Origin of the sequence: Sphingobacterium sp. LZ11T8 (assembly GCF_024261425.1) — a bacterium.
Lineage (GTDB): Bacteria > Bacteroidota > Bacteroidia > Sphingobacteriales > Sphingobacteriaceae > Sphingobacterium.
The window spans coordinates 389,033-415,287 of sequence record NZ_JANBZY010000003.1 but is presented as its reverse complement, the minus strand read 5'-3'; the positions used below and the strand labels follow the sequence as shown (position 1 = coordinate 415,287).

Genomic DNA, 26,255 nt, shown 5'->3' with positions numbered 1-26,255 from the left:
TTTACCAAACCAATTATTAACCTAAATTATGAAATTATATACTCTTTTACTCTTTTGCTTTTCTTTAATACTATAACGCAGTCGGATTTTATTTCGTACACAAAGAAGGATTTGTTAACATTTTTTAACGAAAGGAAGGGGGTAGTTTTTTGAACCAGGATGCCCTTCGTCTCCACTCAGAGGACGAGGATGAGAGGATAGACCAAGATCTGGATTTGAACCAGGATTGGGTTCGGCTCCGCTCACCCGACGAGGATGGGAGGATGGACCAAGATCATTTTGGCAATATAACACTGGAAATTCCCCAGGACTGTAGGGGTTTATTGCATAAGCCCGCATTTTGTTTTGAATAAATAAAATAAATAATAGGTTTGTATTGGCATAATTTCCTGCATCTTCGCTTTCCCTCTAGCTGTCGTCCTGACGAAGGAAGGATCTCGGAACTATACTAACAATGATTGTATTGGCATAATTTCCTGCATCTTCGCTTTCCCTCTAGCTGTCGTCCTGACGAAAGAAGGATCTCGGAACTATACAAACAATGATTGTATTGGCATAATTTCCTGCACCTTCGCTTCCCTCTAGCTGTCTTCCTGACGAAGGAAGGATCTCGGAACTATACAAACAATGATTGTATTGGCATAATTTCCTGCATCTTCGCTTTCCCTCTAGCTGTCTTCCTGACGAAGGAATGATCTCGGAACTATACTATCAGTACTTGCTTTGACGTACAGGTCCTTTACCTTCGGTAAAGAATGACAGCCATTTTTTATAGAGTACCGTACAGATTCCTCACTGATCGTTCAGAATAAAAATGCGCTAAAGAGGGATTCAGAGTGAAACGAAGAATCTATTTTTTTTTATTTTATTTGGAGTTGTTTGTCATTCCGCTATCGTAAGATGAGGAAACCATTTTTTCTCCTGAGAAAGATATATTGAAAAATATTTCACACACGCTGTGGGTTGGCTATACAAAACATCTAAATTCTACAAAGCTGTCCCCCTAGGAGTTTCTTAACCCTAAATACATTCATTTTCTACAAAGATTTCGCAACTTCTGGGGTTGTCATTAAGTTAATGAAAAAACAAAGCGGAACTACCCCAAGGAGCAAGAATACGAATTTGTGTAATTTTGATTCTGAACATTTCGTGAGGGATCTGTACGGTTCTTCTCCCTAAAGTTTTGTCATTCTTAACCGAAGGTTAAGATACTGTACGCCAATAAAACCCATGATATTTTTGGACTTGATGGTTTGCTTTTTTTCTACCTTCCTTCGGGCTGAACATCGAGTACCTAGTCAAAGACATCCGTCATAATCCTAAATAACAATAAATATTTCCCATCCAATAACTAAATTTCTCAATAAACATTCTATTGTTTATTAATAATTAATATATTAGCCTATCGATTCTTTTCGATTAACTTAAATTATCAATCCTTTGATAGCCAAATCAATATTATGTTTAAAAGAAATCAAATAATCTATCCATTACTTTGCATGCTCCTGCTGTTGTTTTCCTGTAGGCGCGACGATGGAATAGCCATTCCATCCGAGGGCAAAGAACTTAAACTGGTCCTGGCAAAACCGAACAGTATCACGGCGATGAACGTTGCTACACCTGTCGAGGGACAGGAATTTGGGGTCTATGTCCTCCCGACCGGATCAAGGGACCTGAATAGTGCGCTGGTGAACAACCGGAAGTATATATATGAATCAGGAGAGCTGCTTCCAGCTGATGGAGGTGCGCCGATAACCTACCCCCAAGATGGTAGCGCTATAGATGTCTTCCTGTACAGTCCCTATCAGCAGGTTTCTAATGGCGAACTTATGATGGACTTTACCGATCAGCTCGATCAGGCCAAACTGGACCTTATCGATTTCAGAATGGTCAATGTCGACAAGAACAATCCTATTGGTCCAATAAGTTTACGGCATAGGAACAGTAAGCTAAAATTCACGCTATTGCCTGGCCAAGGTTTGAGCGCTGAGGATTTAGGAGACGTCGAAATAAGCCTTGTGGGATTCTCCAGTGGTTGGAGATACAAACTTTACTTAAATTCAATTTTTTTGTTAAACAGCTCCGATATTAGCCTTGGGACTCAGCGGGAAGCTATCATGTATGAGTCGTTTAATGTTGGTCAAGAGCAATTTCGGTTCAAGGTCGGGGAAAAGGTTTTGGAATATGACCTGCCTTTATACGAATATTTTGTTTCCGGTAAGCAATATGAATACCAGGTCACGATCAACCTAGGTTCGGTCGAGGTCAAAAGGGTCTCAGCGATGGATTGGCAGGTTGATGCGGGTGAAATTGTGGCATATCAAGCCCCAGAAATAGAGTTCGTCCCTATCCCTGCCGGTACATTTACCATGGGTTCGGGAGCTACCGAACCTGGAACTGCAACAAGCACTTACCCTGCCCATCAGGTAACCCTGACCAGAGATTTCCTGATGAGCAAATATGAGATTACTCTTGCACAATACCTTGAATTCCTAAAAGATGTAAATGCCGACCTAAACGAATCGGTCGTCCAGGATCCCAATAATCCAAGCATTTTTTGGATTTATAACAATAACTTTTTTATAAAAAACAATGGTGAATGGAAGGTTGTCCCAGGGAATGAAAACAAACCTGTCTATGATGTGACTTGGGCCGGAGCTAGGGCATATGCCCAGTGGGCAGGTGGAGATCTCCCAACCGAAGCGCAATGGGAATATGCTGCAAGGGCAGGCTCCAAAGCTGATTATTTCTTTCTGGAAGATCATGAAACCTTAACCGGCCATGAAAGTGAACTTGCGGAATACGCATGGTATGATGAAAGTTCTGGTTATGAAATAAAAGATGTAGGCTTGTTGAAACCAAATCCATGGGGGCTGTACGATATCTATGGAAATGTAATAGAATATTGCTTAGACGAAATAAGGACCTATAGTATAAACGCTGTCGTTGATCCTGGTCAAGTTGCTGTGTCAAATCCTGCTATTAAAGGAGGTTCATTTTTAAATCAAGACCATGTGGCGAACAGTAAATTCAGGGATTTATTTTACTTGGGTTATAATGGAAGTAACCTTGGCTTTCGAATAATAAAATATCCAAGTAATTAAGATGGCCTTGGGATTTTGGGAAGCAATGGGATTAGGGGGGTTGGGGTTTTTGAACCAGGATGGATGGGATGAGAGGATAGACCAAGATCTGGATTTGAACCAGGATTCATGGGATGAGAGGATGGACCAAGATCATTTTGGTAATGTGGCGCTGGAAATTCCCCAGAACTTTAGGGGCTTATTGCGTAAGCCCGCATCATGTTTTGAATAAATAATAGTCGTATTGCTGTGTTTTCTTGCACCTTCGGTTACCGCTTTTTTGTCATGTTGAGGAACGAAACATCTCGGATTATTACAGAACAAATCGAGAAATTGGTTGAGGAATACGTTGATGTAATTTCCTGCACCTTCTTTCCTCCTTTGTTGGCGACCTGACGAAGGAAGGATTTCGGAGTTTTACAGACATAATTAATTACGGATTGCAATGCTGTACAGGTCCTCAATCTTCGATTGAGAATGACAGGGTCATGAGGGGGAGAACCGTACAGATTCTTCAGTGATCGTTCAGAATCGCAATTACGTTAAAGATGGATTCAGAGTGAAGCGAAGAATCTATTGTTGTTTTTTTATGGGAATGATGTCATACCGAATCGTAAGATGAGGGAACTATTTTTTATTGTTATTATGCCAATAAAGGGAAATTACAGAAAAACATTTCACCCACGCTGTGGGTTGGCCATTTCAAACATCTAGGTTCTACAAAGATTTCACCCTTTCCAGGAGTTTTAAAATTCTTAAAGTATTCATCCATCCTTCCGAAGGAAGCTCTTTAGCCCCCCGGCTCATTTCCAGTGGCGGAAAGATGGAAAGAATGCCGATGCCTCGCGCGATGGGAATGGCCTTGGAATGCTTTCAAAAAATTCTCCATCAAAAAGGAGAATTTTGAAGGAAGATATTCCCGACATCAAGGCATTCTATCCATGTGCGAAGGACAGTGCGAAAAGCCACCTTAAATGAGCCGAAGCGTTTTGGTTACTTTTGCGCTTCAAAAGTAACGAAGAGAGCTGGTGTCCGTGAGCTCCTTTGTCGGTTTTGGTTACTTTTGCGCTTCAAAAGTAACGAAGAGAGCTGGTGTCCGTGAGCTCCTTCGTCGGTTTTGGTTACTTTTGGGCTTCAAAAGTAACGAAGAGAGCTGGTGTCCGTGAGCTCCTTTGTCGGTTTGGTTAATTTGGGCTTCAAAAGAAACGAAGAGAATTCGAGGAAACCATCAGTTTGGCACAAATTATTAAGGTTTGTATTTGGCGGGTGTATCCTATACGACCTACAGCAACGTAGACTTTCCAGCGACAAATTGATCAAAATCATGGTCTATCCGGAGGCTGAGCGGAGTCGAACCCCTTGTCCTGTACCCTGAGCGGAATCTCGACTTCGCTCGATGAACTGTCGAAGGGCATCCTGGTTCAAACGATACTCTTTCACAAAAAAAGGTTGACTTTTGATCAACCTTTCTCTAAAATATTATAGTTTGTTTTATTGCTGAGCTACCTCTTCACCCTTTACGGTTGGTTCAGATTGAGGTCGGATATACTTATGGATAATCAGACGGATGCCTGAGTTTTTGGTCAGGAACTTAATAGACCAGTTGACGAATGTAACCAAACGGTTCCTGAATCCAAAGATCGATACCAAGTGCACAAACATCCAGGTCATCCATGCGATAAAGCCTTTTAAGTGCAGGTTTCCCATGTCCACCACCGCTCTGTTTCTACCAACAGTGGCCATGGAACCTTTATCAAAGTACTTGAAGTTTTCTGTTTCTTGGTTGTTCAGTTTGTTTAGGATATGTTTTGCAACATATTTTCCTTGCTGTTGAGCTACTGGAGCAACACCAGGTAAACCTCTAGGGTTTTCTTCAGAGATCATGGCAGAAACGTCTCCAATGGCATATACCACATCTTCGCCATCCACGATACATTGTTCGTTGGTTTTGATTCGGTTACCACGTTGGATAATCTCTGGGTTGATACCTTCCGGCATTTGTCCCATCACGCCAGCTCCCCAGATAACCGTTTTGGTAGGGATCTGTTCTCCTGAAGAAAGGGTAACGGTGTTACCGTCATAATCCGTTACGACCGTGTTCAATATGGTTTTTACACCTAGCTCATGCAGGTATCTCTCTGCATCGCGGGATGATTTTTCAGAAAGTGCACCCAAGATTTTTCCAGTTCCTTCTACCAAGAAGACTTTCATCTCATAGGTCGATAGTTCTGGATAATCCTTTTTCAACATATGCTGTTGATATTCGGCAATGGCACCAGAAAGTTCAACTCCCGTCGGACCTCCACCCACAACAACGAAATTTAGATATCGCTCTCTATCAGAGGCGTTCTTTCTCAAGACCGCTTCCTCAAGGTTCTGTAGGAGATAGCTACGGATATTTAATGCTTCGATGATGTTCTTCATCGGTAATGCATATTTCTCCACCTGTTTGTTGCCAAAGAAGTTGGAAGTAGCTCCCGTTGCGATCACGAGATAATCATAATCATAGTCGGCAACCGATGTGTGGACCATTTTATTTTTGCTGTCAATGCTCAATACCTCCGCCAATCTGAAACGAAAGTTCTTTTGGTTCTTGAACATCTTGCGCAATGGAAATGAAATAGAATCAGACGCTAAGGTACCGGTCGCTACCTGGTACATCAGGGGTTGAAAGGTGTGGTAGTTGTTACGGTCTATCAACAGAACTTCCACCTCTTTGTTTTTCAGCTGTCGAGCTAGTTCCACACCTCCGAATCCAGCTCCAATTATGATAACTCGGGGAAAGTTTCTTTCAGAACGATTTAGTAACATAATACTTCCTTGTTATAAGAATTTTAAAATAAGGCACAAATATCTGACATTTTCCTGCATATTTTATCAATAATTTGCATTTAATTTAGATAAAACATGAAATTGATGTTTAAACTCGTGCTATTCTCTTTGTTTTCAATAAGTTAAATATAGCGAACTAAGTGTAGTAAGTACACTATATTGAAGCTTATTGTAAACTTCCCTTAATCTTTATGGTCAAACCATTATTCGATTCGGTCAACCTCAGCTGACAAGCTAACCTGCTCTTGTCATCCGAATCAGGTAAGGTGTCTAGCATATCTAGCTCTTGATCTTCCGCTTCTGGCAGATTTTCTGCCCCCTCAAGAACTTCTACATGACAGGTAGCACAGAGTGCCATACCGCCGCAGGTTGCCAAGATATCGTATTCTGATGCTTTCAGGATTTCCATCAAGCTCAGGTTTACATCTGTAGGGACCATGACTTCCTGCCTTGTCCCGTCTCGATCCTCTACATTAATAGTGATGATATTCTCCATAATTAGAACGCATTGATACCGTTTACTGTCGTGTATTTAAAACTTAGTTTTTGCTCCGGATAGACATACTTAAAGGCACTCTGAACCATTAATGCTGCTTCATGGTAACCACATAAGATCAGCTTTAATTTTCCCGGATAGGTGTTGATATCACCGATGGCATAAATCCGCTCCACATTGGTCGAATAATCAAATGTATCCACCTCAATGGCATTTTTATCAATGTTTAATCCCCAATCTGCAATCGGCCCTAACTTAGGGCTCAATCCATAAAGTGGGATGAAATGATCTGTTTGAACAACAATCTCTTCCTTGCTTTTGTTTGTCATAAGTACAGATTCTAAATGGCCATTGCCATTGAGGCTCTGTAAGTTATGTGATAGCAAAAGATTGATCTTACCGGTTTGTGCCAAATTGAAGACCTTCTCCGCTGAATCTGGTGCTCCGCGGAAATTGTCACTGCGGTGCACCAATGTCACCTCTTTTGCGACATCGCTCAGAAAGATGGTCCAGTCCAATGCAGAATCACCACCTCCAGCGATAACGATGCGTTGGTCCCGGAATTTTTCTGGATTTTTGACCATGTAATGCACATTCTTGCCCTCAAAATTGCTCAGGTTTTGCAGTTCCGGTTTTCGAGGTTCAAAACAACCTAGTCCACCTGCAATAACCACAACTTGGCAATGGATCTGAGTACCTTCCGAACCGACTACCATATAAGATCCATCCTCTTGCTTCTGCAAGCCATCAACCCGCTCACCCAAGGTAAATGTGGGTTGGAATGGTTCATTCTGCTTCATCTGATTGTTGATCAATTCCTGTGCGGTAATACTGGGATAGCCCGGGATATCATAGATTGGTTTGTGTGGATAGATTTCCGATAGCTGGCCCCCAACCTGTGGCAATACATCAATCAAATGACAGCGCATTTTTAAAAGACCAGCTTCAAATACAGCGAATAGACCCACGGGTCCAGCTCCAATTATGCAAATATCTGTCGTAATCATATCTTTTTATTTTGTTTCTAGATTATTATAAATTGTGTTTAATATTCTCGTGAAATTTTCGAAATCTTCTTCTGTCAAATTCTCCCATGCCTTCATCCTAAAATCCTTTACCAGTGGAGTTAAACTTTTCGCTTGCGCCTGTCCAGCCTCAGTCAATTGAATATGCAGGCTCCTACGATCATTAGGATGCACAATGCGATGTACATAACCTTTCTTCAATAATAGATCGACGATCCTGGTCATCGTGGGTTGGTCTTTCCCACATTTCTCTGACAGATCTTTATGGGTCAAGTCCTCCTGCTCATATAGCGTTTTTATCACCGACCATTGGTCTACAGTAAGGTCAATCCCATGTGCCGAAAAGGAAGACTGGGCAAACTGCTTTACCCTTCTAGCCGTACGGTCTAGAATAAAGGAATATTGATTGAATTTTTCTTTTAGCATAACAACTATTAGTACAACAAGTAAATTTACTCAATATTTAACATTTCAAAGAATTTGGACTGAAATATTACATGATTATTATGATTGATAAAATTCCAAAATTCGATTTTCATTGACTCCTCCAGGTCAATAATCTTCGGACCTCAGTTTGACCTCATTCGAGACATGTTCGGAAAATTCGGAATGTGTCTCGAATGAGGTCGGAGCTTGGTGGTATACTTACATCAAATTTTAAATGAAATGGTTGAGCCAGAGTTTAATGAATATTTTATTGAACTCAAATTTTTGGTTTTTTTGGAATGGCTTTTTTTTGTTAATATCTATTTATTTAAAGATAATATCGATCAAAAATCCTTTCTCAAACATAATTAATTTTATGAAATCTAAATCCTAAATCTATGCAAATCTTAGCATGTAAAAAACCTGGAGAATTGGAATATAAAGAAGAGGTCTGTAATCGGATCAAACCTGGACATTCCCTGTTAAAGGTCAAGGCAATCGGCATCTGTGGGACTGACTTGCATGCCTTTGAAGGAACGCAGCCTTATTTTACCTATCCTAGGGTGCTAGGTCATGAAATTGCAGCCGAAATCGTAGAAACAATGGACCCTAATTTCCAAAAGGGACAATCAGTGACGGTATTGCCCTATTTTAATTGTGGGGAATGTGTGGCTTGCCAAAAGGGGAAAGGGAATTGCTGTGTTTCTTTGCAGGTGTTCGGCGTACATATTGATGGTGGAATGAAAGAGTTGATCCAAGTTCCTGATAGTTCCTTGATTGCTGGAGAAGGCTTAAGAACTGAAGAATTAGCTCTGGTAGAACCCTTTTCTATTGCATTGCATGCTGTCAAAAGGGCAAAATTGGAGCCTAGAGAATTCGTGCTCATTGTTGGTGCGGGGCCCATAGGGATTGCGACCTCAATTTTTGCTACAGAGAGAGGGGCTAAGGTCCTTTTGTTGGATGTACATGAGGATAGATTGGCTGCAGCTAAAAAAATGGTAGAAGAACTAGAAACCTACAATGTGAGGTCGGGTTCTGCAGTGGAGAAGTTGCAAGAGTTCAGTAAGGGAACTATGGCACATGTAGTATTCGATGCTAGTGGTAATTTGGAGGCCATTAATTCCAGTTTTCAGTACCTTGCCCATACGGGTAGGTATGTTTTGATAGGATTGCAAGCAGGGACTATTCAATTCAGTCATCCGGAATTTCATAAACGTGAAGCCACCTTAATGAGCAGTAGAAATGCTGATCGAAGTGATTTTGAAGAGGTCATTTCATTTTTGAAAAATAGAAAGATCAATCTAGCACATTTTATTACGCATAAAATTGGTTTTGAAGAACTTGGGTATAAATTTCAAGGCCTTTTGGATCCGAATTCAATGGTAATAAAGGCACTTGTGGAGTTCTGATTACGGGAAATTAAGCTTCCAGCCTTCCCATTAACCGATCCTTATACTGTCGGGGCGTAACACCCTTGATCGATTTGAATATCTTGTTGAAGTTGGATAGGCTTGAAAAACCGCAATCATAGGCAATATTGCTGATCAGGCTATCGGTTTTTAAAATCTCTTGACAAGCGATGCTGATTCGGGTTTCGTTGACGAATTGTATAAAGCTTTTTTGGGTCCTAGCTTTGAAAAAACGGCAAAAGGCCTGTTTAGTCATGCTCGCCATCTCCGCTGCCTCATCCAGTTTAATCTCCTTATTGTAGTTCTCTAGTACAAAACGGATAATGTGATCTACCTGATTGCCCTTAAATTCTTGGGTTGAATACCGGTTCCTATAGGATGAGCTCGATATATATCGGAAGTCCTCCGCCTTGATCAAGCGTTCCAACAGCTGCAGGAAATAGATGGTCCTCTGCAGATCTTCTGCTTCATTGATGGCAAAAAGTAGCTTGGTCAGTTCTTTTTTTGTTTTACCCAGAAACATTACGCCCCGATCCATCTTATCAAAGAAATTCCGCAGGGAGTGGGTTTCTTGCAGGGGATCCAATAGGGATAAACATTTGTCCACATCAATGAACAAGGTGATGGATATTGCCTTTTTATCATCTGGATGGCTGGATGGATTGGAGTACCATACATGTGGTAGATTGGACCCCAAAAGCGTAAGTTCATCCTTTTCAAAATTGGAGATATTGTCCCCAACCACACGTTGCCCAGAACCCTCTTGTATATAGTTAATTTGGATCTCTTTATGAAAATGGAAGTTCGTTGAAAACAATTGATCGCTAAAGTGTCGGAATTTGTACACTTCATTGTCAAGTTGACTTAATATGCGGTCAAATTTGGGTTTCATGTATTGATGTTATGTGATTCCAGGTAATGTGCCTTGAAATTACGGATTTGCGAAAGGGAATTCAAATAAACTCTGTAATAAATAAGATAGAAGGGGGGTATTCGTTACTTTTTCGCGGAAAAGTAACCAAACCGACGGAGGAGCTCACGGATACCAATTCTCTTCGTTACTTTTGAGGCGCAAAAGTAACCAAAACGCTTCGGCTCATTTAAGATGGCTTTTCGCACCATCCACTTCACATGAAAAGAATGCCTTGATGTCAGGAATATCTTCCTCAATATCCTCCCTTTTGATGGGATGATCTTGAGGAAGCATTCCAAGGCCAATCCCATCGCACCGGGCAACGGCATTCATTCCATTTTTCCGCCATTGGAAATGAGCCGGGGGGCTAAAGGGCTTCCTTTGGAAGGATGGATGCTTTTAGAATTTTAAAACCCCCAGAGGGGGTGAAATCTTTGTAGAAGGGTGGTTTGTTTTTGGGCCAACCCAAAGCGTGGGTGAAATGTTTTTCAATAAATCTTTTGTGTCACCCTGAGGGCTTTCCCCGAAGGGTCTAGGACCTATCCATTCTTTATTTGAAATGGTTTCCTCATCTTACGATTTCGGAATGACAACCATCTCAAAAAAATTAAAACAATAGATTCTTCGTTTCACTCTGAATCCCTCTTTAGCGCATTTTGATTCTGAACGATCAGTGAGGAATCTGTACGGTTCTCCTCCCAAAATTGCCTGTCATTCTCGATCGAAGATTGAGGACCTGTACGCCATTGTAATACTTAATGATTTCAAAATTGGATTTTTATATAGTTCCGAGATCCTTCCTTCGCCAGAATGACATCGTGGCGGAAACCAAATGTGCAGATATGTACGCAAATAAAAACCTATTGTTTATTCAAAATATGAAGCGGGCAAATGCGATTCGCCCCGACGGAATTGAGGCACAAAATAGGCTAGGAAGCCATATTCATACCATGATCTTGGTCCATCCTCCCATCCCTTTGATCCTGGTTCAAATAAATATCTCAAAACCCAAAAGAGACCGCAATCTGCGGTCTCTTTTGGGTTTTGAATCAAGGGATTAATAGATCCACTTGAAGTTATATTGTTTCTCTGGGACTTTCATGCGGTCGGCCAGGCGCAATAAGCGATCTGGTAGGCGCATGAGATAGTCGCGAGCTTTCTCACCTTGTTCATTCAATCCGGAAACTTGGTCGATTTTCCAATCATTGATCAATTCTTTTAGGATATCTACATAGTCAACGGCCGTATACACGCCTAATCGTTGAGCAGCATCCGAGAAATGGGCGAACGCTCCACCTTGAGGTTCTCCAGATTCTCTCAGGAAGTGCGCCGGCATGACGATCTTTTTCTTCATCATGTCTTCAAATGCAATCATGACCTCACTAGGGTCTACTGCCATGGCATGAGAGATAAAGGACATATATGCTTTTGCGTGTCTCGCTTCATCCGAAGCAATAACACCACACATTTTTGCCAGCAATTTATCACCGCTTTTCTTAGAAAGGGCAGCAACACGTCTATGGGAAACATTCGTTGCTAATTCCTGAAATGAAGTATAGATAAAGTTTCTATAAGGATCGGCACCTGTACCGATGTCGAAACCATCCTTGATCAGATATTGAACGGAGATCTCAAACTGTTTCATGTCAATCCTGCCCGACAGGTAAAGGTATTTGTTCAGCAAATCCCCGTGTCTGTTTTCTTCCGCAGTCCATGCACGAACCCATTTCATCCAGCCACCTTGTTCGTTTTTGTTTACATCGTCCACCATGGTCAACCAAGACTCATAAGTAGGTAGGGCTTCTTCGGTCACGGTGTCGCCAATCAGCACTGCTACTAAGTCGTAAGGTAATTCCTTCGCGCTTTCCTGTAAATCACGGACTTCCTCAAAAAAAGTGTCTCTTGCAGAATCAGGCAGAAAATCTGCTGGTTGCCACATATCCTCAACAGGTTTTAGGTACTCGGCCATTTCATTGAGCATGAAGGGTTCCAAGTAGGTCATTACCTCTTTTCTTGAGCCTTCTGGTATGTTTAAAGGTAGTTCTTGCATAATTATAACAAAGGTAGTCAATCTGCTCTTAATAATAATTTAATATTTTATTATTTCAAACCGCAATATGGATTATTACTTATAAATAACTTTATTGATGCCCGATATGTTTTATTATATCTTAACTTTGTGTGTTAATTAAAAAGAGTTAGAATTGAATACATTAGACATCAAAGCGATTAGAGAAGATTTTCCGATTTTGAAACGTGAGGTAAACGGGAAGCCTTTGGTCTATTTAGATAATGGTGCAACAACACAGAAGCCTAAAGCGGTGATTGATGCCATCCTAAACTATTATACCGATATGAACAGCAATGTTCATCGTGGGGTTCATTACCTAAGTCAGATTTCCACGGATGCCTTTGAGGTAACCCGTAGAAAGGTTCAGGAGTTCATTCATGCAAAGCATGACTATGAAATCATTATTACCAAAGGAACAACAGATAGCATCAATTTAGTGGCGACCTGTTTTGGACAGGAGTTTATTTCGGCAGGGGATGAGGTCCTAATTTCGGCCATGGAGCACCATTCTAATATAGTTCCTTGGCAGATGATCTGCGAAGCGAAGGGTGCTTCCTTGAAGGTAATCCCGATGACAGAAGCTGGTGAATTGGATATGGATGCTTATAAATCTTTATTAAGCCCCAAAACCAAGATTGTTTCTGTGAATTATGTCTCGAATGCATTGGGCACGATCAATCCAATCAAGGAAATTATTGATTTGGCGCATGCTCAAAATACACCGGTGCTGATTGATGCGGCGCAGGCTGTTCAACATATAAAAATTGATGTTCAGGAACTGGACGTTGATTTCTTGGTGTTCTCAGGACATAAGATGTACGGCCCAACAGGTGTTGGAGTATTGTACGGTAAGGAAGAATGGTTGAATAAGATGCCTCCATATCAAGGCGGCGGTGATATGATCAAAGATGTGACCTTTGAGAAAACCACGTACAATGAACTTCCCTTTAAGTTTGAAGCCGGTACCCCTAATATTGAAGCCGGAATTGCCTTAAATGCTGCGATTGATTATATCAACCATTTGGGATTGGATAATATCAAGAAGTATGAGGATGAATTGTTGGCCTACGCTACGGAAAGATTGAGTGAAGTAGAAGGAATCCGTTTTATCGGAACAGCAAAAGAGAAATCTTCCGTGATTTCCTTTGTTGTTGATGGTACCCACCCTTATGACATCGGCGTGCTGTTGGATAAATTGGGAATTGCGGTTCGTACGGGACATCACTGTGCTCAACCCGTGATGGAGCAGTTCCATATTCCGGGAACAGTAAGGGCAAGCTTAGCAGTTTATAACACAAAAGAAGAAATCGACGCATTGGTGACAGGAGTGAAACGTGCCGTTGCCATGTTAGTATAAAAGATTATGACAATTAATGCAATACAGGATGAATTGATTGAGGATTTTTCCTTTTATCAAGATTGGATGGAGAAATATGAACTCATCATCCAATTAGGGAAGGAATTACCATTGATTGATGAATCGAATAGACAAGATCAATATATCATCAAAGGATGCCAATCTAAAGTTTGGTTGGTCCCTGAGTTGAAAGATGATGGAAAATTATATTTTACGGCTGATTCTGATGCGGTCATCACTAAAGGTTTGGTAAGTCTCATGGTAAAAGTACTATCTGGGCATAGTCCAAAGGAAATTGCGGATGCCGACCTTTATTTTATCGATCAGATAGGTTTAAAGGAGCATCTTTCGCCGACGCGGGCAAATGGATTGCTTTCCATGGTCAAACAGATGAAATTATATGGTTTGGCTCTACAGGCTAAAGCATCATAAAGATTAGAAGCTACCCAAGGGTAGCTTTTTCATTTTTAGTTTGATGGTTTATATTCTTCGAAGCGGTTTTTGATATAGGTACGGAGTTCGTAATCTGACATTTTAGAAAACTCTTCATAGCTTGGTCTATAGGTGTTTTGGAAGATAGTAGCCTGATCGCCTTTCAGACCGGTCATTTCTTCGATCAATTCCTTCGAGAATGTCATGTCGATATATTGTATGCTATACTCATCGGCTTCCAATTGTTCTTCTAAAGGGATTTTGACTTTGCTCTTAAATAGCATTCTCTTGACCGCAAGTAAATCTACGGTAAACAATCTTGCGGTACTTCCATTTGCCAAGAATCCTCTTGGATTGCCCGACATATCTGCTCTACCTAGGACAACCTGTCGATATTTTGGCGTTTTTGGGATGCCCAGGTCGATTTTGATTTGAGTGGAATCGTTTTTCTCTGTTTTTCCTTCAACCTTTACTTCTTCAATGGCAATATAACTCGGTTTTAAGGTAATGATGGATAAATCTTTTTGGGGTTGATCCAAATAGAGGTTTATCTTCAGTACCTGATAACCTTGCTGATAGAAAAACAGGCTATCCTGCTTCATAACCTTTATGGAGAACTTTCCTTGCAGATCGCTAAAAGTTTCTGCAATACTGCTTTTTACTTTGGCCTTGACCAATATTCTTCCGGTCTCCGAATCTCGAAGGATACCAGAAACGGTCTGAGCTTGGGAAAGTGTTCCTGAAATGATCAAGAGAAAAAGTAAAAGGATTCTCATCTAGGTATGTTTTATACCTAAAAATAAAGAGTAAAACGGTAGTTTTTAGATTATTAACTTAATTTAACTCAAACTGAATTTTATACCTTGATAAACTTTGAACTGATCTTTTTGCCAAAGAAAATTTCCGCCTTCTGATTGAAATCATTGGGGTCATCCGTGGTAAAGAACTGCAAGGATTGGGATTTTGAGCAAATCTCTTCTACTTCAGGATGTCTCTTTAAGTAATCAACCAAGCTTTCTGCGACCAATTTACCTTGCGAAATAATATTGATGCCTTTTGGTGTGTATTTTTCGATCAAGGGTAATAGCAATGGGTAGTGTGTACAGGCTAATAAGATGGTGTCCATCTCCGGTGACGTGGCAAGCAATTGTTGGATATCTTGTTGGACAAAGAAATTTGCGCCCTCACTTTCTAGCTCATTGTTTTCCACCAAAGGGACCCAAAAAGGACAGGCATGCTGGAATACTTCAATCTGCGGATGGAATTTATTGATCTCAAGGACATAGGAGTTGGAGTTTACCGTTCCTTGGGTCGCCAAAATTCCAACTTTATTGCTTTTTGTAAATTGGTCGACGACTTCGGAGGTCGGACGGATCACACCCAATACCTTTTTGCCTTCGGGGAGGTCATGCTGTTGAATGGTCCTTAGGGCCTTGGCGGATGCGGTATTGCAAGCCAAGATTACCAGATTGCAGCCTAGTTCAAATAATTTGAAAACACATTCTTTGGTATATTCATATACAGTCTCAAACGATCGGGTGCCATAGGGAACTCGAGCATTATCTCCTAAATAAATGTAATCGTAATCTGGAAGATGCTTATGGATCTCTTTGAAAACCGTAAGACCACCATATCCAGAATCAAATATGCCAATAGGACCGGGACTGTTTTTTGCAGACATGAACAATGTGCTTTCTTAAAAATTGATACAAAGGTTGCAGATTCTGTTTTCAAATGCAAATGATTGCAAAAATTGTTTCGTATAAAGTTATGTGTGGGTGCAGTGAATCTGAAAAAAAAACACATCTCAGTTTTAGTTTTTTCGTTAATCCTACAGAGGGTTCCTGCTAATGTTAACTCAATATTAAATTTTCAGATTTATTTAAACCAATCGAAATAAATTTGGTCATTTTGTTAGTGAGATACATTATTAATAATATCGGTATTTGACTGTATAAGTACTTTTTAACTATTCCATTTATTTGTTATGAAAAAAATCACATTGGCCTTAATTGCCGTAGTAGCTTTGTTAGCTGCATGTACAAAGAGTGAGATTACACCTGATCCGAAGCCAGAGCCAGAGCCAGATCCAAAACCAGCGGTAGAATATCCGAAAATTACTATTAATGCAAATAAGTCGGATCTGAGTCTTTTCGAAAACGTGGATGCTTTTTTGGGATTAGAAGGAGAAAAAGCTGATCCTTTTGATATTGGTATTACATATATGGGAGTATTTGATTCTGTTCATTGGGAAATTCCTAAGATGTATTTTGAATCAAAAACTAAATCTTCAGTTACTGTAAAGGTTGGCTTTGCATTCTCCATACCAGGGACCTATACCCTTTATTTATCAGCTTTTAAGGACAATGCTGTTGTAAGAAGGGATTCGGTAGAATTTCATGTCAAAAACACAAAAGACTTCTTGGGAATAAACTGGAAGGATGGCAAGGATACAGAGTTTTACAGTTCAAACAATACTTTTAGTAAAGAGTATTTTAATCTAAAAAGTAACATTACTGGAGATAAACCATTTGCTAGACTAGAATTTGGTTTGGGCAGAGGCACACTGGGAAATGAATATTCAGAAATATCATTCAATGCATTAACAAGATGTATCAATACGAATTTTGGTGAAAGTCAATTTAGTTATACCGGAGATGTTAAAAAAACTAATCTCTTTGGAAAATACAAGGAGCTTTTTAAAAATCCATTGGATGAAAAATATTATCCAATAAAAATCTGGCAAACGGCAAAAAATAACATCGTTTTATTGGCCCAACCAGCACAGGATCCAATAAATTCTTCAGAAACGTATTATCTTGTCATGGCCGAGCCTAGAAATTAATAAACATGATAGAAATAAAAAAGCCCTCATAACTTCATTGGTTTGAGGGCTTTTATGTTGTTAAGCTTTTAATAGCTCTGGTTTTTCTTTATAAAGTTTCCACATCAATTCTCCGAATAAGGTATTGGTCCATGCGAACCAGTGACGGGTGAATTTTTTTGGATCATCCTTATGGAAAGATTCATGCATAAAGCCTGTTCCGCCATGTGTTTTCTTTAAGGTTTGTACACACTGTCTGATTTCCTCATCATTGGTAGAGGTATTTGCGCGCATAATGATTGACATCGGCCAAATCATATCGCGGCCGATATGTGGACCACCGATGCCTTCTGCAAATTTTCCCTTAAAGAAGAATGGGTTTTTATCCGAAAGGATAAAGTTTCTTGTTCTCTGGTAAACCTCGTCATTGACATCCACCGCACCTAGATATGGAAGGGCTAATAGGCTAGGTACATTGGCATCGTCCATCATCAGGTAACTTCCAAATCCATCCACCTCAAATGCATAAACTCGGCCATGTGTTGGATGGTCAATGATACCATATTGGTTGACAGCTGTTTCAACCTCATTGGCAAGTGCTTCCATTTCTGAAGCGAGCGCCGTATTGTTTTTAACTTTTCTAAGGATTTCTGCAGATTGACGAAGGCTGACAATGGCAAAAAGATTTGATGGGATCAAGAATCCAAAAATGCTACAGTCATCGGAAGGACGGAAACTGGAAACGATCAATCCCACTGGATTCACAGGGTATCCATATCCATCTACCTGTAGGGTATCTGAACCTCTAGATGTTGTTCTTTCAAACTTATAGGGTCCTACACCATTTTTACGTTGTTGCTCTTTGAAGGTCCTCACGGTAGCTTCTTGCGCTTTTACCCAAGTGTCATCAAATGGCGTGTTATCATTTGTTTCTTTCCAATAGCGGTAAGCCAGGCGGATAGGATAACAAAGGGAGTCAATTTCCCATTTACGCTCATGCATTCCCGGTTTCATGTCGGTGTGATCCGTAAACCATTCTCCTTTTTTGGTCGGATCATTGTAAAATGCATTGGCATAAGGATCAATATTGATACATTCAGATTGTTTGTTGATCAATCCAAGGATCATGTTTTTGAGGTCTTTGTCCTTGTTGACATACTGAATGTACGGCCAAACCTGTGCACTACTGTCGCGAAGCCACATGGCATCGATGTCGCCCGTAATGACATAGGTTAATTTTCTATCGCCTTTGGATTCATCATATACAGTGGTATCCAAGGTATTTGGAAGGCAGTTGTTGAACATCCAACCAAGTTCTTTATCGGCTACATTTTTCTGGAATTCCTTGATCATGCCTTCCACCAACTTACTGCTGAAATGACGTTTGTCTACCGGCGTACGGACTACTGGGAAATCATTGATCCCCTCGGCAAAAGAGAACTTGCTAGCGAGCATTCCGGCGCCCAATAAGGCAGAATTTTGAAGAAAAGTTCTACGTTTCATATTTTTAATAGAATAGTTTTACAATTAATTAGGTAGCAATATACAAATTGTACTTGATTTTACCTTGGATAGACTAAACGTTTTAGCGTTTAATATGAGCAAAAATAAGTTTAGCTCAATTAATAAAAGTACCTTTGGGAGTTTTTAGGAATAAAATTTGATAGTATAGCCCAAACATCTCGACTAATAATTTATGAAACATACTTTATCTTATGCGATAGCCGGACTGCTCAGCCTAAGTGCCTTTGGCCAATTGCATGCGCAAGTCAAAAATCAGCCTTACTCTTACCAGCATTATCAAAAGTATGATGAGGAGTTGTATTCTCCGAATACGCGTTATCATACTTCTTCAAAACCCTATTTGTTTAAAGGGCGATTGTTAGAGAAGATGGATTCCATTCAATCATTGAATCCGGTGGATTCAGATAACTGGTTTATGCGCAAGATCTTCAATGAACACCTTGTTCAGGTTGAAAAAGAAGACCATTCCTTTTATTTGGATGTTTTACCAGACTTTGTCATCGGTACAGAAATGATTGATCCTGATAAAAGGACCACTTGGCTAAATACCCGTGGGGTTCAAGCGGGTGTTACCATAAAGGATAAATTTACTTTCTACGGTAACTTCTTCGAGAATCAAGGTGTATTCCCAAGATATATCGATGAGTATATCATGCAATCGAAGGTTGTTCCTGGACAGGCAATGGCCAAGAGACCTTTCAACAAGACCAAGGACTGGATGTATGCTACAGCGAACCTAACTTACGATTTCAGTGACTATTTCCAAGCGACCTTGGCCTATGATAAGAATTTTATAGGTGATGGGTATAGATCTGTTCTATTGTCAGATTTTTCAGCGAATATGGCGCATTTGAAACTGACCGGTAAGGTTGGTAATGTGCAATATACTTCCATTTGGGCATATATGACCGATCCAAATAATCCAAGGATTGACTCCCTGAATTCAGGTGGTCGTTTTGGTGATGGTATCAAATGGGGTGCATTCCAGTATTTAGATTGGAATGTGACCAATAGATTGTCCTTAGGATTCTTCCAATCCGTTATTTGGGCCAACCGTAATCAAGCTGGACATAGAGGGTTCGATTTCAATTACCTAAATCCTGTATTGTTCCTGAGACCGGTGGAAAATAATAATATTTCTTCCCCAGATAAGATGTTCTTGGGATTGAATGCAAAATATAAGATCCTTGATAACTTGACTGCTTACGGTCAGTTTCTCTTAGGTGAATTTACTGCGAAGGAATTCTTCTCAAACAACGGATATAAACACAATAAATGGGGGATGCAATTGGGAGCAAAAGCCTTTAATATTTTTGGTGTAAGAAACTTAAATATTTTGGCAGAATATAATGCGGTTCGTCCATATACCTATCAGCACTTTGTTTCGATCTCTAACTATAGTAACCGTGGGGAACCTTTGGCGCATCCTAGAGGAGCGAACTTTAGGGAGTTGATCGGTATTGCAAACTATTCTTGGAATCGTTTTGATTTTTCTGTTCAAGGGATGTACAGTCGTTATGGGACCGATCCGATGGGACAATTGGGACAGTTTATCAACTATGGTGGAGATATCTTCCAATCGTACAATACTGCACCTATTACCTATGGCAACAAAATCGGCCAAGGTGTTCAAAACGATCTTTACTACGCGGATTTAAAAGCTGCCTATGTCTTGAACCCGAAATATAATTTGAGGTTTGAAGTGGGCTATACGCAGCGTTATAATAAGATCGAAAAAGCTCCGACCCAGAAATCTGGTGTAATTACAGTGGGATTACGTTCAAGTTTCCGTAATCTTTATGGAGATCTTTAGGATTATAGTATATTTATCGAATAAACGCAAATAATGAAGAAGATATTAATCCTAAATGGGCCTAATTTGAATCTACTTGGTGTTCGAGAGAAGGGGATCTATGGAGACCAATCCTTTGAAACCTATTTTGAACAACTGAAAGATAAATATGCGGTTTTGGACCTGCATTATTTTCAGAGTAATTCTGAGGGAGCAATTATCGATAAACTCCATGAAGTTGGCTTTTCATTTGATGGGGTAATATTGAATGCCGGTGCTTATACCCATACTTCAGTAGCCATAGCAGATGCAATCGCTGCGATCAATACGCCTGTTGTGGAGGTTCATATCTCCAATGTTCACCAACGTGAGAAATTCAGACATCATTCTTACCTGTCCAAAAATTGCAAAGGTGTAATATTAGGCTTCGGATTGGATAGTTATCGATTGGGATTAGAAAGCTTTTTGAACGGATAAGTTCATGAACATAAAACAAATAGCGGGGAACCATAAGTTCCCCGCTATTTGTTTTATGTTATTTTTTTGATTAAGATTCTGTTGTTGGAACCCTTTTTTTGACGATAAGGTGTAGTATCAGGGACAAAATTCCTCCAGAGCACATCACCATTAGCATCGGCCATGCCGTTCCATTATGGAAGAAGCTGACCAAGGCTGAAGCAAAGGCTCCAATGGCCATCTGGATACAGCCCAATAGGGCAGATGCACTGCCGGCTAGGCTTTTAAAAGGTGTCAAAGCTACTGCTGAGGTATTCGGGAAAATAAAACCATGACCGAAAAGGAAGCAAAAAATTAAGATCAATAATACCGGAAAACTCAGGCTATTGGTCATTAATGCTATTATCATCAGTATTCCTATGAAGGCCTGCCAAGTATTCGCCATCCGGCTAATGTATTCGCTACTGTGTTTTTTCAAGAAGTAACGGTTCAATTGGGTTGCAATGACCATCGCAGATGCTATAAAGGCAAAGGCTATCCCGTATTCTGCTTTTGTTAGCCCAAAGAATTGCTGCATCACAAAGGAGGAACCCGCTAAATAGGCATAAGTTCCGGCCGAAGCAATAGAGCCGATCAGACAATAGGAAATAAAGACCTTATTGGAAAGGACCTGCCAGAAGTTTCCCAAGATAGATTTTGGCGCTAAGGACAAACTTCGGTTTCCAGCAAAGCTTTCAGGCAACAAGAAAGCCGTAGCAACCAAAATAAATAAGGATAGCACAGCCAAGAATAAAAAGATATAATGCCAGTCAAAATGGGCCAGCATAAAGGCGCCGATGCTCGGGGCAAGGATAGGCGAGACCCCAATGACCAACATCAATAAACTGAAGACCTTGGCTGCCTCACGATTGCTGTAATAATCGGTGACCATAGCTCTTGCGCCAACCATGCCACCACAGCTTCCCAAAGCTTGTAGGAATCGAAGAATAATGAGATGATTGATGTCCTTGGTCAAGATACACAGAAGGGAAGCAAAGAAATATATAGCTAACCCGACCAATAGCGGCTTTTTGCGGCCATATTTGTCCAATATCGGTCCGTAGATCATTTGACCGAAGGCAATGCCGATAAAATAACTGGTAAGCGTCAGTTGAACTTTATCCACGGAAGTATTGAAGTCTTCAGCTATGACATCAAAAGCAGGTAAATAAAGATCAATGGAGAAAGGTCCGATTGCAGATAGTAAACCTAAAATTAGCAGCGTGACTTTTCTGTTATTTTTTAGCGCAGATGACATTCAATAAGGATAAAAAAAGCCCTGTTCTAATGCAGGGCTATATGTTGTTAAGCTTTTTTAGTTTCTTTAGGTTTTCTGACCAACAGAAAGATTCCCAGTAAGATGAATGGAATACTTAAGATCTGCCCCATGTTCAATAACATTCCAGCTTCGAAAGCTACTTGATCGATTTTTACATATTCAATTACGAAACGTGCTCCAAAAAGAAGGATCAAGAATATTCCAAATAATTTCCCTGGTTTTGGGTCTTTGTTTTTCTGGTACATTGCCCAAAGGATAAAAAAGATAATGACGTATGCAATGGCTTCATACATTTGTGCAGGGTGACGAGGGATCTGGTCAATGTGGGTAAATGCGACCGCCCATGGCAGGTCTGTAGGATTCCCGATCATTTCTGAATTGAAGAAGTTCCCTAGACGAATAAAAGCTCCTGCAATAGGTACTACAAGGACCAAACGGTCTGTAATCCACATGAAATTAGTCTTTGTATTTCTGGAAAACAACCATAAGGCTATCAGTATACCAATGGCTCCACCATGGCTCGCCAATCCGGTAAAACCAGTTAATTCCCAACTTCCATTGATTTTCTGAAAGGGGATGAATATTTCCAGGAAATGTTCTTTGTAGTATGCCCAGTCGTAGAAGAAACAGTGACCAAGTCGAGCACCAACTAAGGTTCCAACAAAGATATAGATGGTTAATTTATCCAATAACTCTTGCGATTTTCCTTCTCTCTTAAAGATCTTGAGCATCAAGAAGTAAGATACTACAAAGGCTAACAACCAACATAGCGAATACCAGCGTACGCCAAATGATCCAATTTTAAAGATTTCTGGTTCAGGTCCCCAGGTAATAAAACTTAAAATATCTAACATATTGCAATAATGTGTCCGGTAAAGATAAGCTTTCGGATTTTATTTTTGCGAAAATTAAGGAAATACTTATTTTGCGAGAATTAATACTTCACTATGGCAAAAAAATCAGCAAAAGTAGAAGAAAGAGCATCGGTAGTGACGGATGCTTCCTTGTCTTTTTTTGAAAAATATATCAATAATCCTTCTCCAACAGGTTTTGAATGGGGGGGACAGCGAATGTGGTTGGACTATATCAAGCCCTATGTCGATGAGACCTATATTGATAACTACGGAACTGCGGTTGGGATCATAAATCCGAAAGCAGAATACAAAGTGGTAATTGAGGCTCATGCGGATGAGATCTCTTGGTTTGTGAACTATATCTCTAAAGACGGTTTGATCTATGTCATCCGTAATGGCGGTTCTGACCATCAGATCGCTCCGTCAAAACGTGTCAATATCCATACGGACAAGGGTATTGTGAAAGCGGTTTTTGGCTGGCCAGCCATCCATACCCGTTCTGGTGAAAAAGAAGAGAGCCCGAACCTGAAGAATATTTTCTTGGACTGTGGCTGTACTTCCAAAGAGGAGGTCGAAGAACTGGGCATCCACGTTGGATGTGTGATCACCTATGAGGATGAGTTCATGATCTTGAACAACCGCTATTATGTAGGTAGGGCATTGGATAACAGAGCTGGTGGGTTTATGATTGCCGAGGTTGCCAGATTGTTGAAGGAAAACAAGAAAAAACTTCCTTTTGGATTATATGTAGTCAATTCGGTTCAGGAAGAGATTGGTCTTCGCGGAGCAGAAATGATTGCCAATTATATCAAGCCAAATGTGGCGATCGTCACGGATGTTACCCATGATACCAATACACCGATGATCAATAAGATCACCCAAGGAGATCTGGCCTGTGGGAAAGGACCTGTGGTTTCTTATGCCCCTGCAGTTCAGATTAACTTGAACAGACAGTTGATCGAGGTGGCCCAAAAGAATAATATTCCAATTCAAAGACAGGCGTCATCACGATTTACGGGAACCGATACCGATGCATTTGCATATTCAAATGGAGGTGTTCCATCTGCGTTGATTTCCTTACCTTTGCGTTATATGCACACAACTGTTGAAATGGTTCACAGAGAAGATGTGGATAATGTGATCCGATTGATCTACGAAATGGTCCTCACCATCCAAAAAGATCAGGATTTCAGAACATTTAGTAAATAAAATAAATTAGAGAAGAGAACAGACATGGAAAACCCTAATCCAAATCCGGAAGGACAAGAATTAAGCATAGAACTAACCGAAGAGATTGCAGAAGGAGTGTATTCAAATCTTGCAATTATCACCCATTCTAATACAGAGTTTGTGGTGGATTTTGTTAGGATTATGCCTGGTGTGCCTAAGGCTAAAGTTAAGTCTAGGGTTATTTTGACACCTGAACATGCAAAACAATTAATGAAAGCTTTGCAGGAGAACATCAGCCGTTTTGAAGGGCAAAATGGAACAATCCAACCAAAGGATATGCCATACCCCCTTAACTTCGGAACTCCAAAAGGCGAAGCTTAAATTTATTTCATAAAGCTTTAAAATAGCTGCCATTGGCAGCTATTTTTGTTTGATGTTTCCTGAGAAGGTATAAAATCATGAAATGATTCCAGCCTGTTAAAATCAGTTTCTTGAAAATATTGCTGAATGTTTTGTTTTTTAATGTATTTTACTGAAATAAAAACCTGTTTTTAATCCTACACGGTTTCACGGAAATGGAGATTGCTCTTAAATAGCTAAGATGTTCATTACGAATGGATAGTGATTTTTAGTTAAAATTTGGAATGGGTTTTGTTTTATGGATAACTTTGCCGCTTCTGGCAATTCAATCATATTAAAATGGATATTAAAGTTAGAAACCTTAGTAAAAAAGATTATAAGGATTTAAAGAATTCTATGGAAGAAGCTTACCATGGTTTGGTAGGGGATCCATGGACCAAAGAGAATATTGTTGACCTTATCGATATTTTTCCTGAAGGACAGATCGCTGTTGAGGTGGATGGGAAAGTTGTGGCATGTGCATTATCCATTATCCTGAATTCACGCAAGACCAATATTTACGATAAATATTACAGCATCATTGATGATGGTAAGTTTGATAAACACGATACAGATGGGGATACCCTATACGGTATCGAGGTATTTGTGCATCCGGATTTCCGCTCCTTGCGATTAGGAAGAAGGTTGTATGATCAGCGAAAGGAGTTATGTGAGCAGAGGAACCTGCAAAGGATCATCGCCGGTGGACGTATTCCGAATTACCATAACTATTCGGACAGTATGACCCCAAGGACCTACATTGAAAAGGTGAAAAGAAAAGAGATCTATGATCCTACTCTGACCTTCCAGCTTTCGAATGATTTCCACGTTAAGAAGATCTTAAAGAATTACCTTCCTGAAGATGCGGAATCGATGGAGGTAGCGACCTTATTGGAGTGGAACAATATTTATTATGAACCGGACGCTCCTTCGAACTCGGCAACCAAGCAAACCATCCGTTTGGGCTTGGTGCAATGGCAGATGCGCCAGTTTAAGGATATTCAGGAATTTTATGATCAGATTGAATTCTTCGTGGATACGGTGAGTGACTACAATACCGACTTCATCATGTTCCCTGAGTTTTTCAATACGCCATTGATGAGCCCTTATAATGAGCTTCCAGAGCGTCTGGCCATGGAGAAGTTAGCGGAACATACCAAGGAGATCGTTGAGCGAACCCAGCAGTTTGCCGTTTCTTATAACGTGAATATTATTTCCGGATCTATGCCAATCATGGAGCGTGGTAAGTTGTATAACATCAGTTACCTGTGTCATCGTAACGGTAGTTTGGACCATTATAAGAAAATACATATTACACCGAATGAAATGAAGTATTATGGTTTAGTGGGCGGTTCGGAAGTGAAGGTGTTTGATACCGATTGCGGTAAAGTGGGGCTTTTGATCTGTTATGATGTTGAATTCCCGGAATTGAGCAGGATCTTGGCGGATCAAGGAATGCAGATCTTATTTGTGCCTTTTATGACAGATACACAGAATGGTTATATCCGTGTCCGTGCATGTGCACAAGCTAGGGCTATCGAAAATGAATGTTATGTAGCGATCGCAGGGTCGGTAGGTAACTTGCCTCGTGTAAACAACATGGATATTCAGTATTCACAATCTGCGGTATTCACTCCATCAGATTTTGCCTTTCCAAACAATGCAATCAAGGCAGAAGCCACGCCAAATACCGAAATGGTCCTGATCGCTGACGTTGATCTTTACGCTCTGCGTGATCTGCATGAGTATGGAACTGTCAAGATCTTGAAGGATAGAAGAAAAGACTTATATGAAGTGAAGCTTCTAAAATAGGCTATCAACATTTAAATAGCAAAGGGGCAATTTTTTGATTGCCCCTTTGCTATTTAATATTC

23 protein-coding genes are annotated in these 26,255 nt (G+C 40.3%); 11 read left to right on the top strand and 12 right to left on the bottom strand.

The window, feature by feature from the left end; translation table 11 throughout:
* Positions 1-1,460 precede the first annotated feature (1,460 nt).
* Together NLF99_RS09990 and NLF99_RS09985 are read left to right on the top strand one after the other, a co-directional pair.
* Positions 1,461-3,104 carry an SUMF1/EgtB/PvdO family nonheme iron enzyme gene (locus tag NLF99_RS09990; protein WP_254528054.1) on the top strand — a complete coding sequence of 548 codons (1,644 nt, stop codon included), beginning with the start codon at positions 1,461-1,463 and terminating at the stop codon, positions 3,102-3,104.
* A gap of 1 nt (position 3,105) precedes the next feature.
* The gene (locus NLF99_RS09985) at positions 3,106-3,315 is read left to right on the top strand and encodes a hypothetical protein (RefSeq protein ID WP_254528048.1); all 210 of its coding nucleotides are present in this window, start codon (positions 3,106-3,108) and stop codon (positions 3,313-3,315) included.
* 1,259 nt (positions 3,316-4,574) lie between these two features.
* Here NLF99_RS09985 and NLF99_RS09980 read toward each other — a convergent pair.
* From NLF99_RS09980 to NLF99_RS09965, 4 genes are all read right to left on the bottom strand, one after another.
* The gene (locus tag NLF99_RS09980; protein WP_254528046.1) at positions 4,575-5,894 is read right to left on the bottom strand and encodes an NAD(P)/FAD-dependent oxidoreductase; all 1,320 of its coding nucleotides are present in this window, start codon (positions 5,892-5,894) and stop codon (positions 4,575-4,577) included.
* Positions 5,895-6,081: 187 nt separating this feature from the next.
* Entirely contained in the window at positions 6,082-6,411 is a 330-nt protein-coding gene (locus NLF99_RS09975; protein ID WP_254528044.1) for a 2Fe-2S iron-sulfur cluster-binding protein, read from the bottom strand.
* A 2-nt stretch (positions 6,412-6,413) separates the two neighbouring features.
* Positions 6,414-7,418 (bottom strand): NAD(P)/FAD-dependent oxidoreductase, encoded by a 1,005-nt coding sequence (locus tag NLF99_RS09970; protein WP_185214152.1) that lies wholly within the window; start codon positions 7,416-7,418, stop codon positions 6,414-6,416.
* A gap of 6 nt (positions 7,419-7,424) precedes the next feature.
* Positions 7,425-7,862 (bottom strand): MarR family winged helix-turn-helix transcriptional regulator, encoded by a 438-nt coding sequence (locus NLF99_RS09965; RefSeq protein ID WP_254528041.1) that lies wholly within the window; start codon positions 7,860-7,862, stop codon positions 7,425-7,427.
* A 398-nt stretch (positions 7,863-8,260) separates the two neighbouring features.
* On the opposite strand from NLF99_RS09965, the gene NLF99_RS09960 reads away from it, so the two are divergent.
* A complete protein-coding gene (locus NLF99_RS09960; RefSeq protein ID WP_254528039.1) occupies positions 8,261-9,271 on the top strand; it encodes a zinc-binding alcohol dehydrogenase family protein in 1,011 nt (336 codons plus the stop codon).
* Between the two features lie 10 nt (positions 9,272-9,281).
* Here NLF99_RS09960 and NLF99_RS09955 read toward each other — a convergent pair whose 3' ends face one another.
* From NLF99_RS09955 to NLF99_RS09945, 3 genes are all read right to left on the bottom strand, one after another.
* Complete coding sequence (locus tag NLF99_RS09955) at positions 9,282-10,163, bottom strand: AraC family transcriptional regulator (RefSeq protein ID WP_254528037.1); 882 nt, start codon at positions 10,161-10,163, stop codon at positions 9,282-9,284.
* Between the two features lie 204 nt (positions 10,164-10,367).
* The gene (locus NLF99_RS09950) at positions 10,368-10,517 is read right to left on the bottom strand and encodes a hypothetical protein (protein WP_254528035.1); all 150 of its coding nucleotides are present in this window, start codon (positions 10,515-10,517) and stop codon (positions 10,368-10,370) included.
* A gap of 724 nt (positions 10,518-11,241) precedes the next feature.
* Positions 11,242-12,234, bottom strand: a complete 993-nt coding sequence (locus NLF99_RS09945; protein WP_185214157.1) for an acyl-ACP desaturase — start codon at positions 12,232-12,234, stop codon at positions 11,242-11,244.
* A 154-nt stretch (positions 12,235-12,388) separates the two neighbouring features.
* Here NLF99_RS09945 and NLF99_RS09940 point away from each other — a divergent pair, with 154 nt between their 5' ends.
* Together NLF99_RS09940 and NLF99_RS09935 are read left to right on the top strand one after the other, a co-directional pair.
* Positions 12,389-13,612, top strand: a complete 1,224-nt coding sequence (locus NLF99_RS09940) for an aminotransferase class V-fold PLP-dependent enzyme (protein ID WP_254528033.1) — start codon at positions 12,389-12,391, stop codon at positions 13,610-13,612.
* 6 nt (positions 13,613-13,618) lie between these two features.
* A complete protein-coding gene (locus NLF99_RS09935; RefSeq protein WP_185214159.1) occupies positions 13,619-14,044 on the top strand; it encodes a SufE family protein in 426 nt (141 codons plus the stop codon).
* A gap of 35 nt (positions 14,045-14,079) precedes the next feature.
* Here the strand turns inward: NLF99_RS09935 and NLF99_RS09930 are convergent, their stop codons facing one another.
* Positions 14,080-14,820 (bottom strand): carboxypeptidase-like regulatory domain-containing protein, encoded by a 741-nt coding sequence (locus tag NLF99_RS09930; RefSeq protein ID WP_254528031.1) that lies wholly within the window; start codon positions 14,818-14,820, stop codon positions 14,080-14,082.
* Between the two features lie 80 nt (positions 14,821-14,900).
* On the bottom strand, positions 14,901-15,725 hold the full coding sequence (murI, locus tag NLF99_RS09925; RefSeq protein ID WP_254528030.1) for a glutamate racemase: 825 nt from the start codon (positions 15,723-15,725) through the stop codon (positions 14,901-14,903).
* Positions 15,726-16,031: 306 nt separating this feature from the next.
* On the opposite strand from murI, the gene NLF99_RS09920 reads away from it, so the two are divergent.
* Entirely contained in the window at positions 16,032-16,889 is an 858-nt protein-coding gene (locus tag NLF99_RS09920; RefSeq protein WP_254528029.1) for a hypothetical protein, read from the top strand.
* 60 nt (positions 16,890-16,949) lie between these two features.
* Here NLF99_RS09920 and NLF99_RS09915 read toward each other — a convergent pair whose 3' ends face one another.
* On the bottom strand, positions 16,950-18,371 hold the full coding sequence (locus NLF99_RS09915) for a glycoside hydrolase family 125 protein (protein ID WP_254528028.1): 1,422 nt from the start codon (positions 18,369-18,371) through the stop codon (positions 16,950-16,952).
* A 193-nt stretch (positions 18,372-18,564) separates the two neighbouring features.
* On the opposite strand from NLF99_RS09915, the gene NLF99_RS09910 reads away from it, so the two are divergent.
* Both NLF99_RS09910 and aroQ read left to right on the top strand, forming a co-directional pair.
* Positions 18,565-20,205 (top strand): gliding motility protein RemB, encoded by a 1,641-nt coding sequence (locus NLF99_RS09910; RefSeq protein WP_254528027.1) that lies wholly within the window; start codon positions 18,565-18,567, stop codon positions 20,203-20,205.
* A gap of 33 nt (positions 20,206-20,238) precedes the next feature.
* Positions 20,239-20,661, top strand: a complete 423-nt coding sequence (aroQ, locus tag NLF99_RS09905; RefSeq protein ID WP_254528025.1) for a type II 3-dehydroquinate dehydratase — start codon at positions 20,239-20,241, stop codon at positions 20,659-20,661.
* A 70-nt stretch (positions 20,662-20,731) separates the two neighbouring features.
* Here aroQ and NLF99_RS09900 read toward each other — a convergent pair whose 3' ends face one another.
* Together NLF99_RS09900 and lgt are read right to left on the bottom strand one after the other, a co-directional pair.
* Positions 20,732-21,937 (bottom strand): multidrug effflux MFS transporter, encoded by a 1,206-nt coding sequence (locus NLF99_RS09900; RefSeq protein WP_254528023.1) that lies wholly within the window; start codon positions 21,935-21,937, stop codon positions 20,732-20,734.
* 47 nt (positions 21,938-21,984) lie between these two features.
* A complete protein-coding gene (lgt, locus tag NLF99_RS09895; protein ID WP_185214168.1) occupies positions 21,985-22,812 on the bottom strand; it encodes a prolipoprotein diacylglyceryl transferase in 828 nt (275 codons plus the stop codon).
* A 93-nt stretch (positions 22,813-22,905) separates the two neighbouring features.
* On the opposite strand from lgt, the gene NLF99_RS09890 reads away from it, so the two are divergent.
* The 3 genes from NLF99_RS09890 to NLF99_RS09880 all read left to right on the top strand — a co-directional run bounded on the left by NLF99_RS09890 (position 22,906) and on the right by NLF99_RS09880 (position 26,193).
* Complete coding sequence (locus NLF99_RS09890) at positions 22,906-24,021, top strand: M42 family metallopeptidase (protein WP_185214169.1); 1,116 nt, start codon at positions 22,906-22,908, stop codon at positions 24,019-24,021.
* 24 nt (positions 24,022-24,045) lie between these two features.
* Positions 24,046-24,363: a DUF3467 domain-containing protein gene (locus tag NLF99_RS09885; protein ID WP_185214170.1), complete on the top strand. Its 318-nt coding sequence runs from the start codon at positions 24,046-24,048 to the stop codon at positions 24,361-24,363.
* Between the two features lie 318 nt (positions 24,364-24,681).
* Positions 24,682-26,193, top strand: coding sequence for a carbon-nitrogen hydrolase family protein (locus NLF99_RS09880; RefSeq protein WP_254528021.1), 1,512 nt, complete (start codon positions 24,682-24,684; stop codon positions 26,191-26,193).
* Positions 26,194-26,255: the final 62 nt, after the last annotated feature.

Excerpts from the sequence above, each read along its gene's own strand:
- NLF99_RS09935 (WP_185214159.1), top strand. The coding sequence starts at position 13,619 with ATGACAATTAATGCAATACAGGATGAATTGATTGAGGATTTTTCCTTT.
- NLF99_RS09955 (WP_254528037.1), bottom strand. The coding sequence starts at position 10,163 with ATGAAACCCAAATTTGACCGCATATTAAGTCAACTTGACAATGAAGTG.
- NLF99_RS09900 (WP_254528023.1), bottom strand. The coding sequence starts at position 21,937 with ATGTCATCTGCGCTAAAAAATAACAGAAAAGTCACGCTGCTAATTTTA.
- murI (WP_254528030.1), bottom strand. The coding sequence starts at position 15,725 with ATGTCTGCAAAAAACAGTCCCGGTCCTATTGGCATATTTGATTCTGGA.
- NLF99_RS09930 (WP_254528031.1), bottom strand. The coding sequence starts at position 14,820 with ATGAGAATCCTTTTACTTTTTCTCTTGATCATTTCAGGAACACTTTCC.
- NLF99_RS09975 (WP_254528044.1), bottom strand. The coding sequence starts at position 6,411 with ATGGAGAATATCATCACTATTAATGTAGAGGATCGAGACGGGACAAGG.
- NLF99_RS09915 (WP_254528028.1), bottom strand. The coding sequence starts at position 18,371 with ATGAAACGTAGAACTTTTCTTCAAAATTCTGCCTTATTGGGCGCCGGA.
- NLF99_RS09965 (WP_254528041.1), bottom strand. The coding sequence starts at position 7,862 with ATGCTAAAAGAAAAATTCAATCAATATTCCTTTATTCTAGACCGTACG.
- NLF99_RS09945 (WP_185214157.1), bottom strand. The coding sequence starts at position 12,234 with ATGCAAGAACTACCTTTAAACATACCAGAAGGCTCAAGAAAAGAGGTA.
- NLF99_RS09970 (WP_185214152.1), bottom strand. The coding sequence starts at position 7,418 with ATGATTACGACAGATATTTGCATAATTGGAGCTGGACCCGTGGGTCTA.
- NLF99_RS09885 (WP_185214170.1), top strand. The coding sequence starts at position 24,046 with ATGGAAAACCCTAATCCAAATCCGGAAGGACAAGAATTAAGCATAGAA.
- NLF99_RS09880 (WP_254528021.1), top strand. The coding sequence starts at position 24,682 with ATGGATATTAAAGTTAGAAACCTTAGTAAAAAAGATTATAAGGATTTA.
- NLF99_RS09890 (WP_185214169.1), top strand. The coding sequence starts at position 22,906 with ATGGCAAAAAAATCAGCAAAAGTAGAAGAAAGAGCATCGGTAGTGACG.
- NLF99_RS09910 (WP_254528027.1), top strand. The coding sequence starts at position 18,565 with ATGAAACATACTTTATCTTATGCGATAGCCGGACTGCTCAGCCTAAGT.
- NLF99_RS09990 (WP_254528054.1), top strand. The coding sequence starts at position 1,461 with ATGTTTAAAAGAAATCAAATAATCTATCCATTACTTTGCATGCTCCTG.
- NLF99_RS09960 (WP_254528039.1), top strand. The coding sequence starts at position 8,261 with ATGCAAATCTTAGCATGTAAAAAACCTGGAGAATTGGAATATAAAGAA.
- NLF99_RS09950 (WP_254528035.1), bottom strand. The coding sequence starts at position 10,517 with ATGAATGCCGTTGCCCGGTGCGATGGGATTGGCCTTGGAATGCTTCCT.
- aroQ (WP_254528025.1), top strand. The coding sequence starts at position 20,239 with ATGAAGAAGATATTAATCCTAAATGGGCCTAATTTGAATCTACTTGGT.
- NLF99_RS09985 (WP_254528048.1), top strand. The coding sequence starts at position 3,106 with ATGGCCTTGGGATTTTGGGAAGCAATGGGATTAGGGGGGTTGGGGTTT.
- NLF99_RS09920 (WP_254528029.1), top strand. The coding sequence starts at position 16,032 with ATGAAAAAAATCACATTGGCCTTAATTGCCGTAGTAGCTTTGTTAGCT.
- NLF99_RS09980 (WP_254528046.1), bottom strand. The coding sequence starts at position 5,894 with ATGTTACTAAATCGTTCTGAAAGAAACTTTCCCCGAGTTATCATAATT.
- lgt (WP_185214168.1), bottom strand. The coding sequence starts at position 22,812 with ATGTTAGATATTTTAAGTTTTATTACCTGGGGACCTGAACCAGAAATC.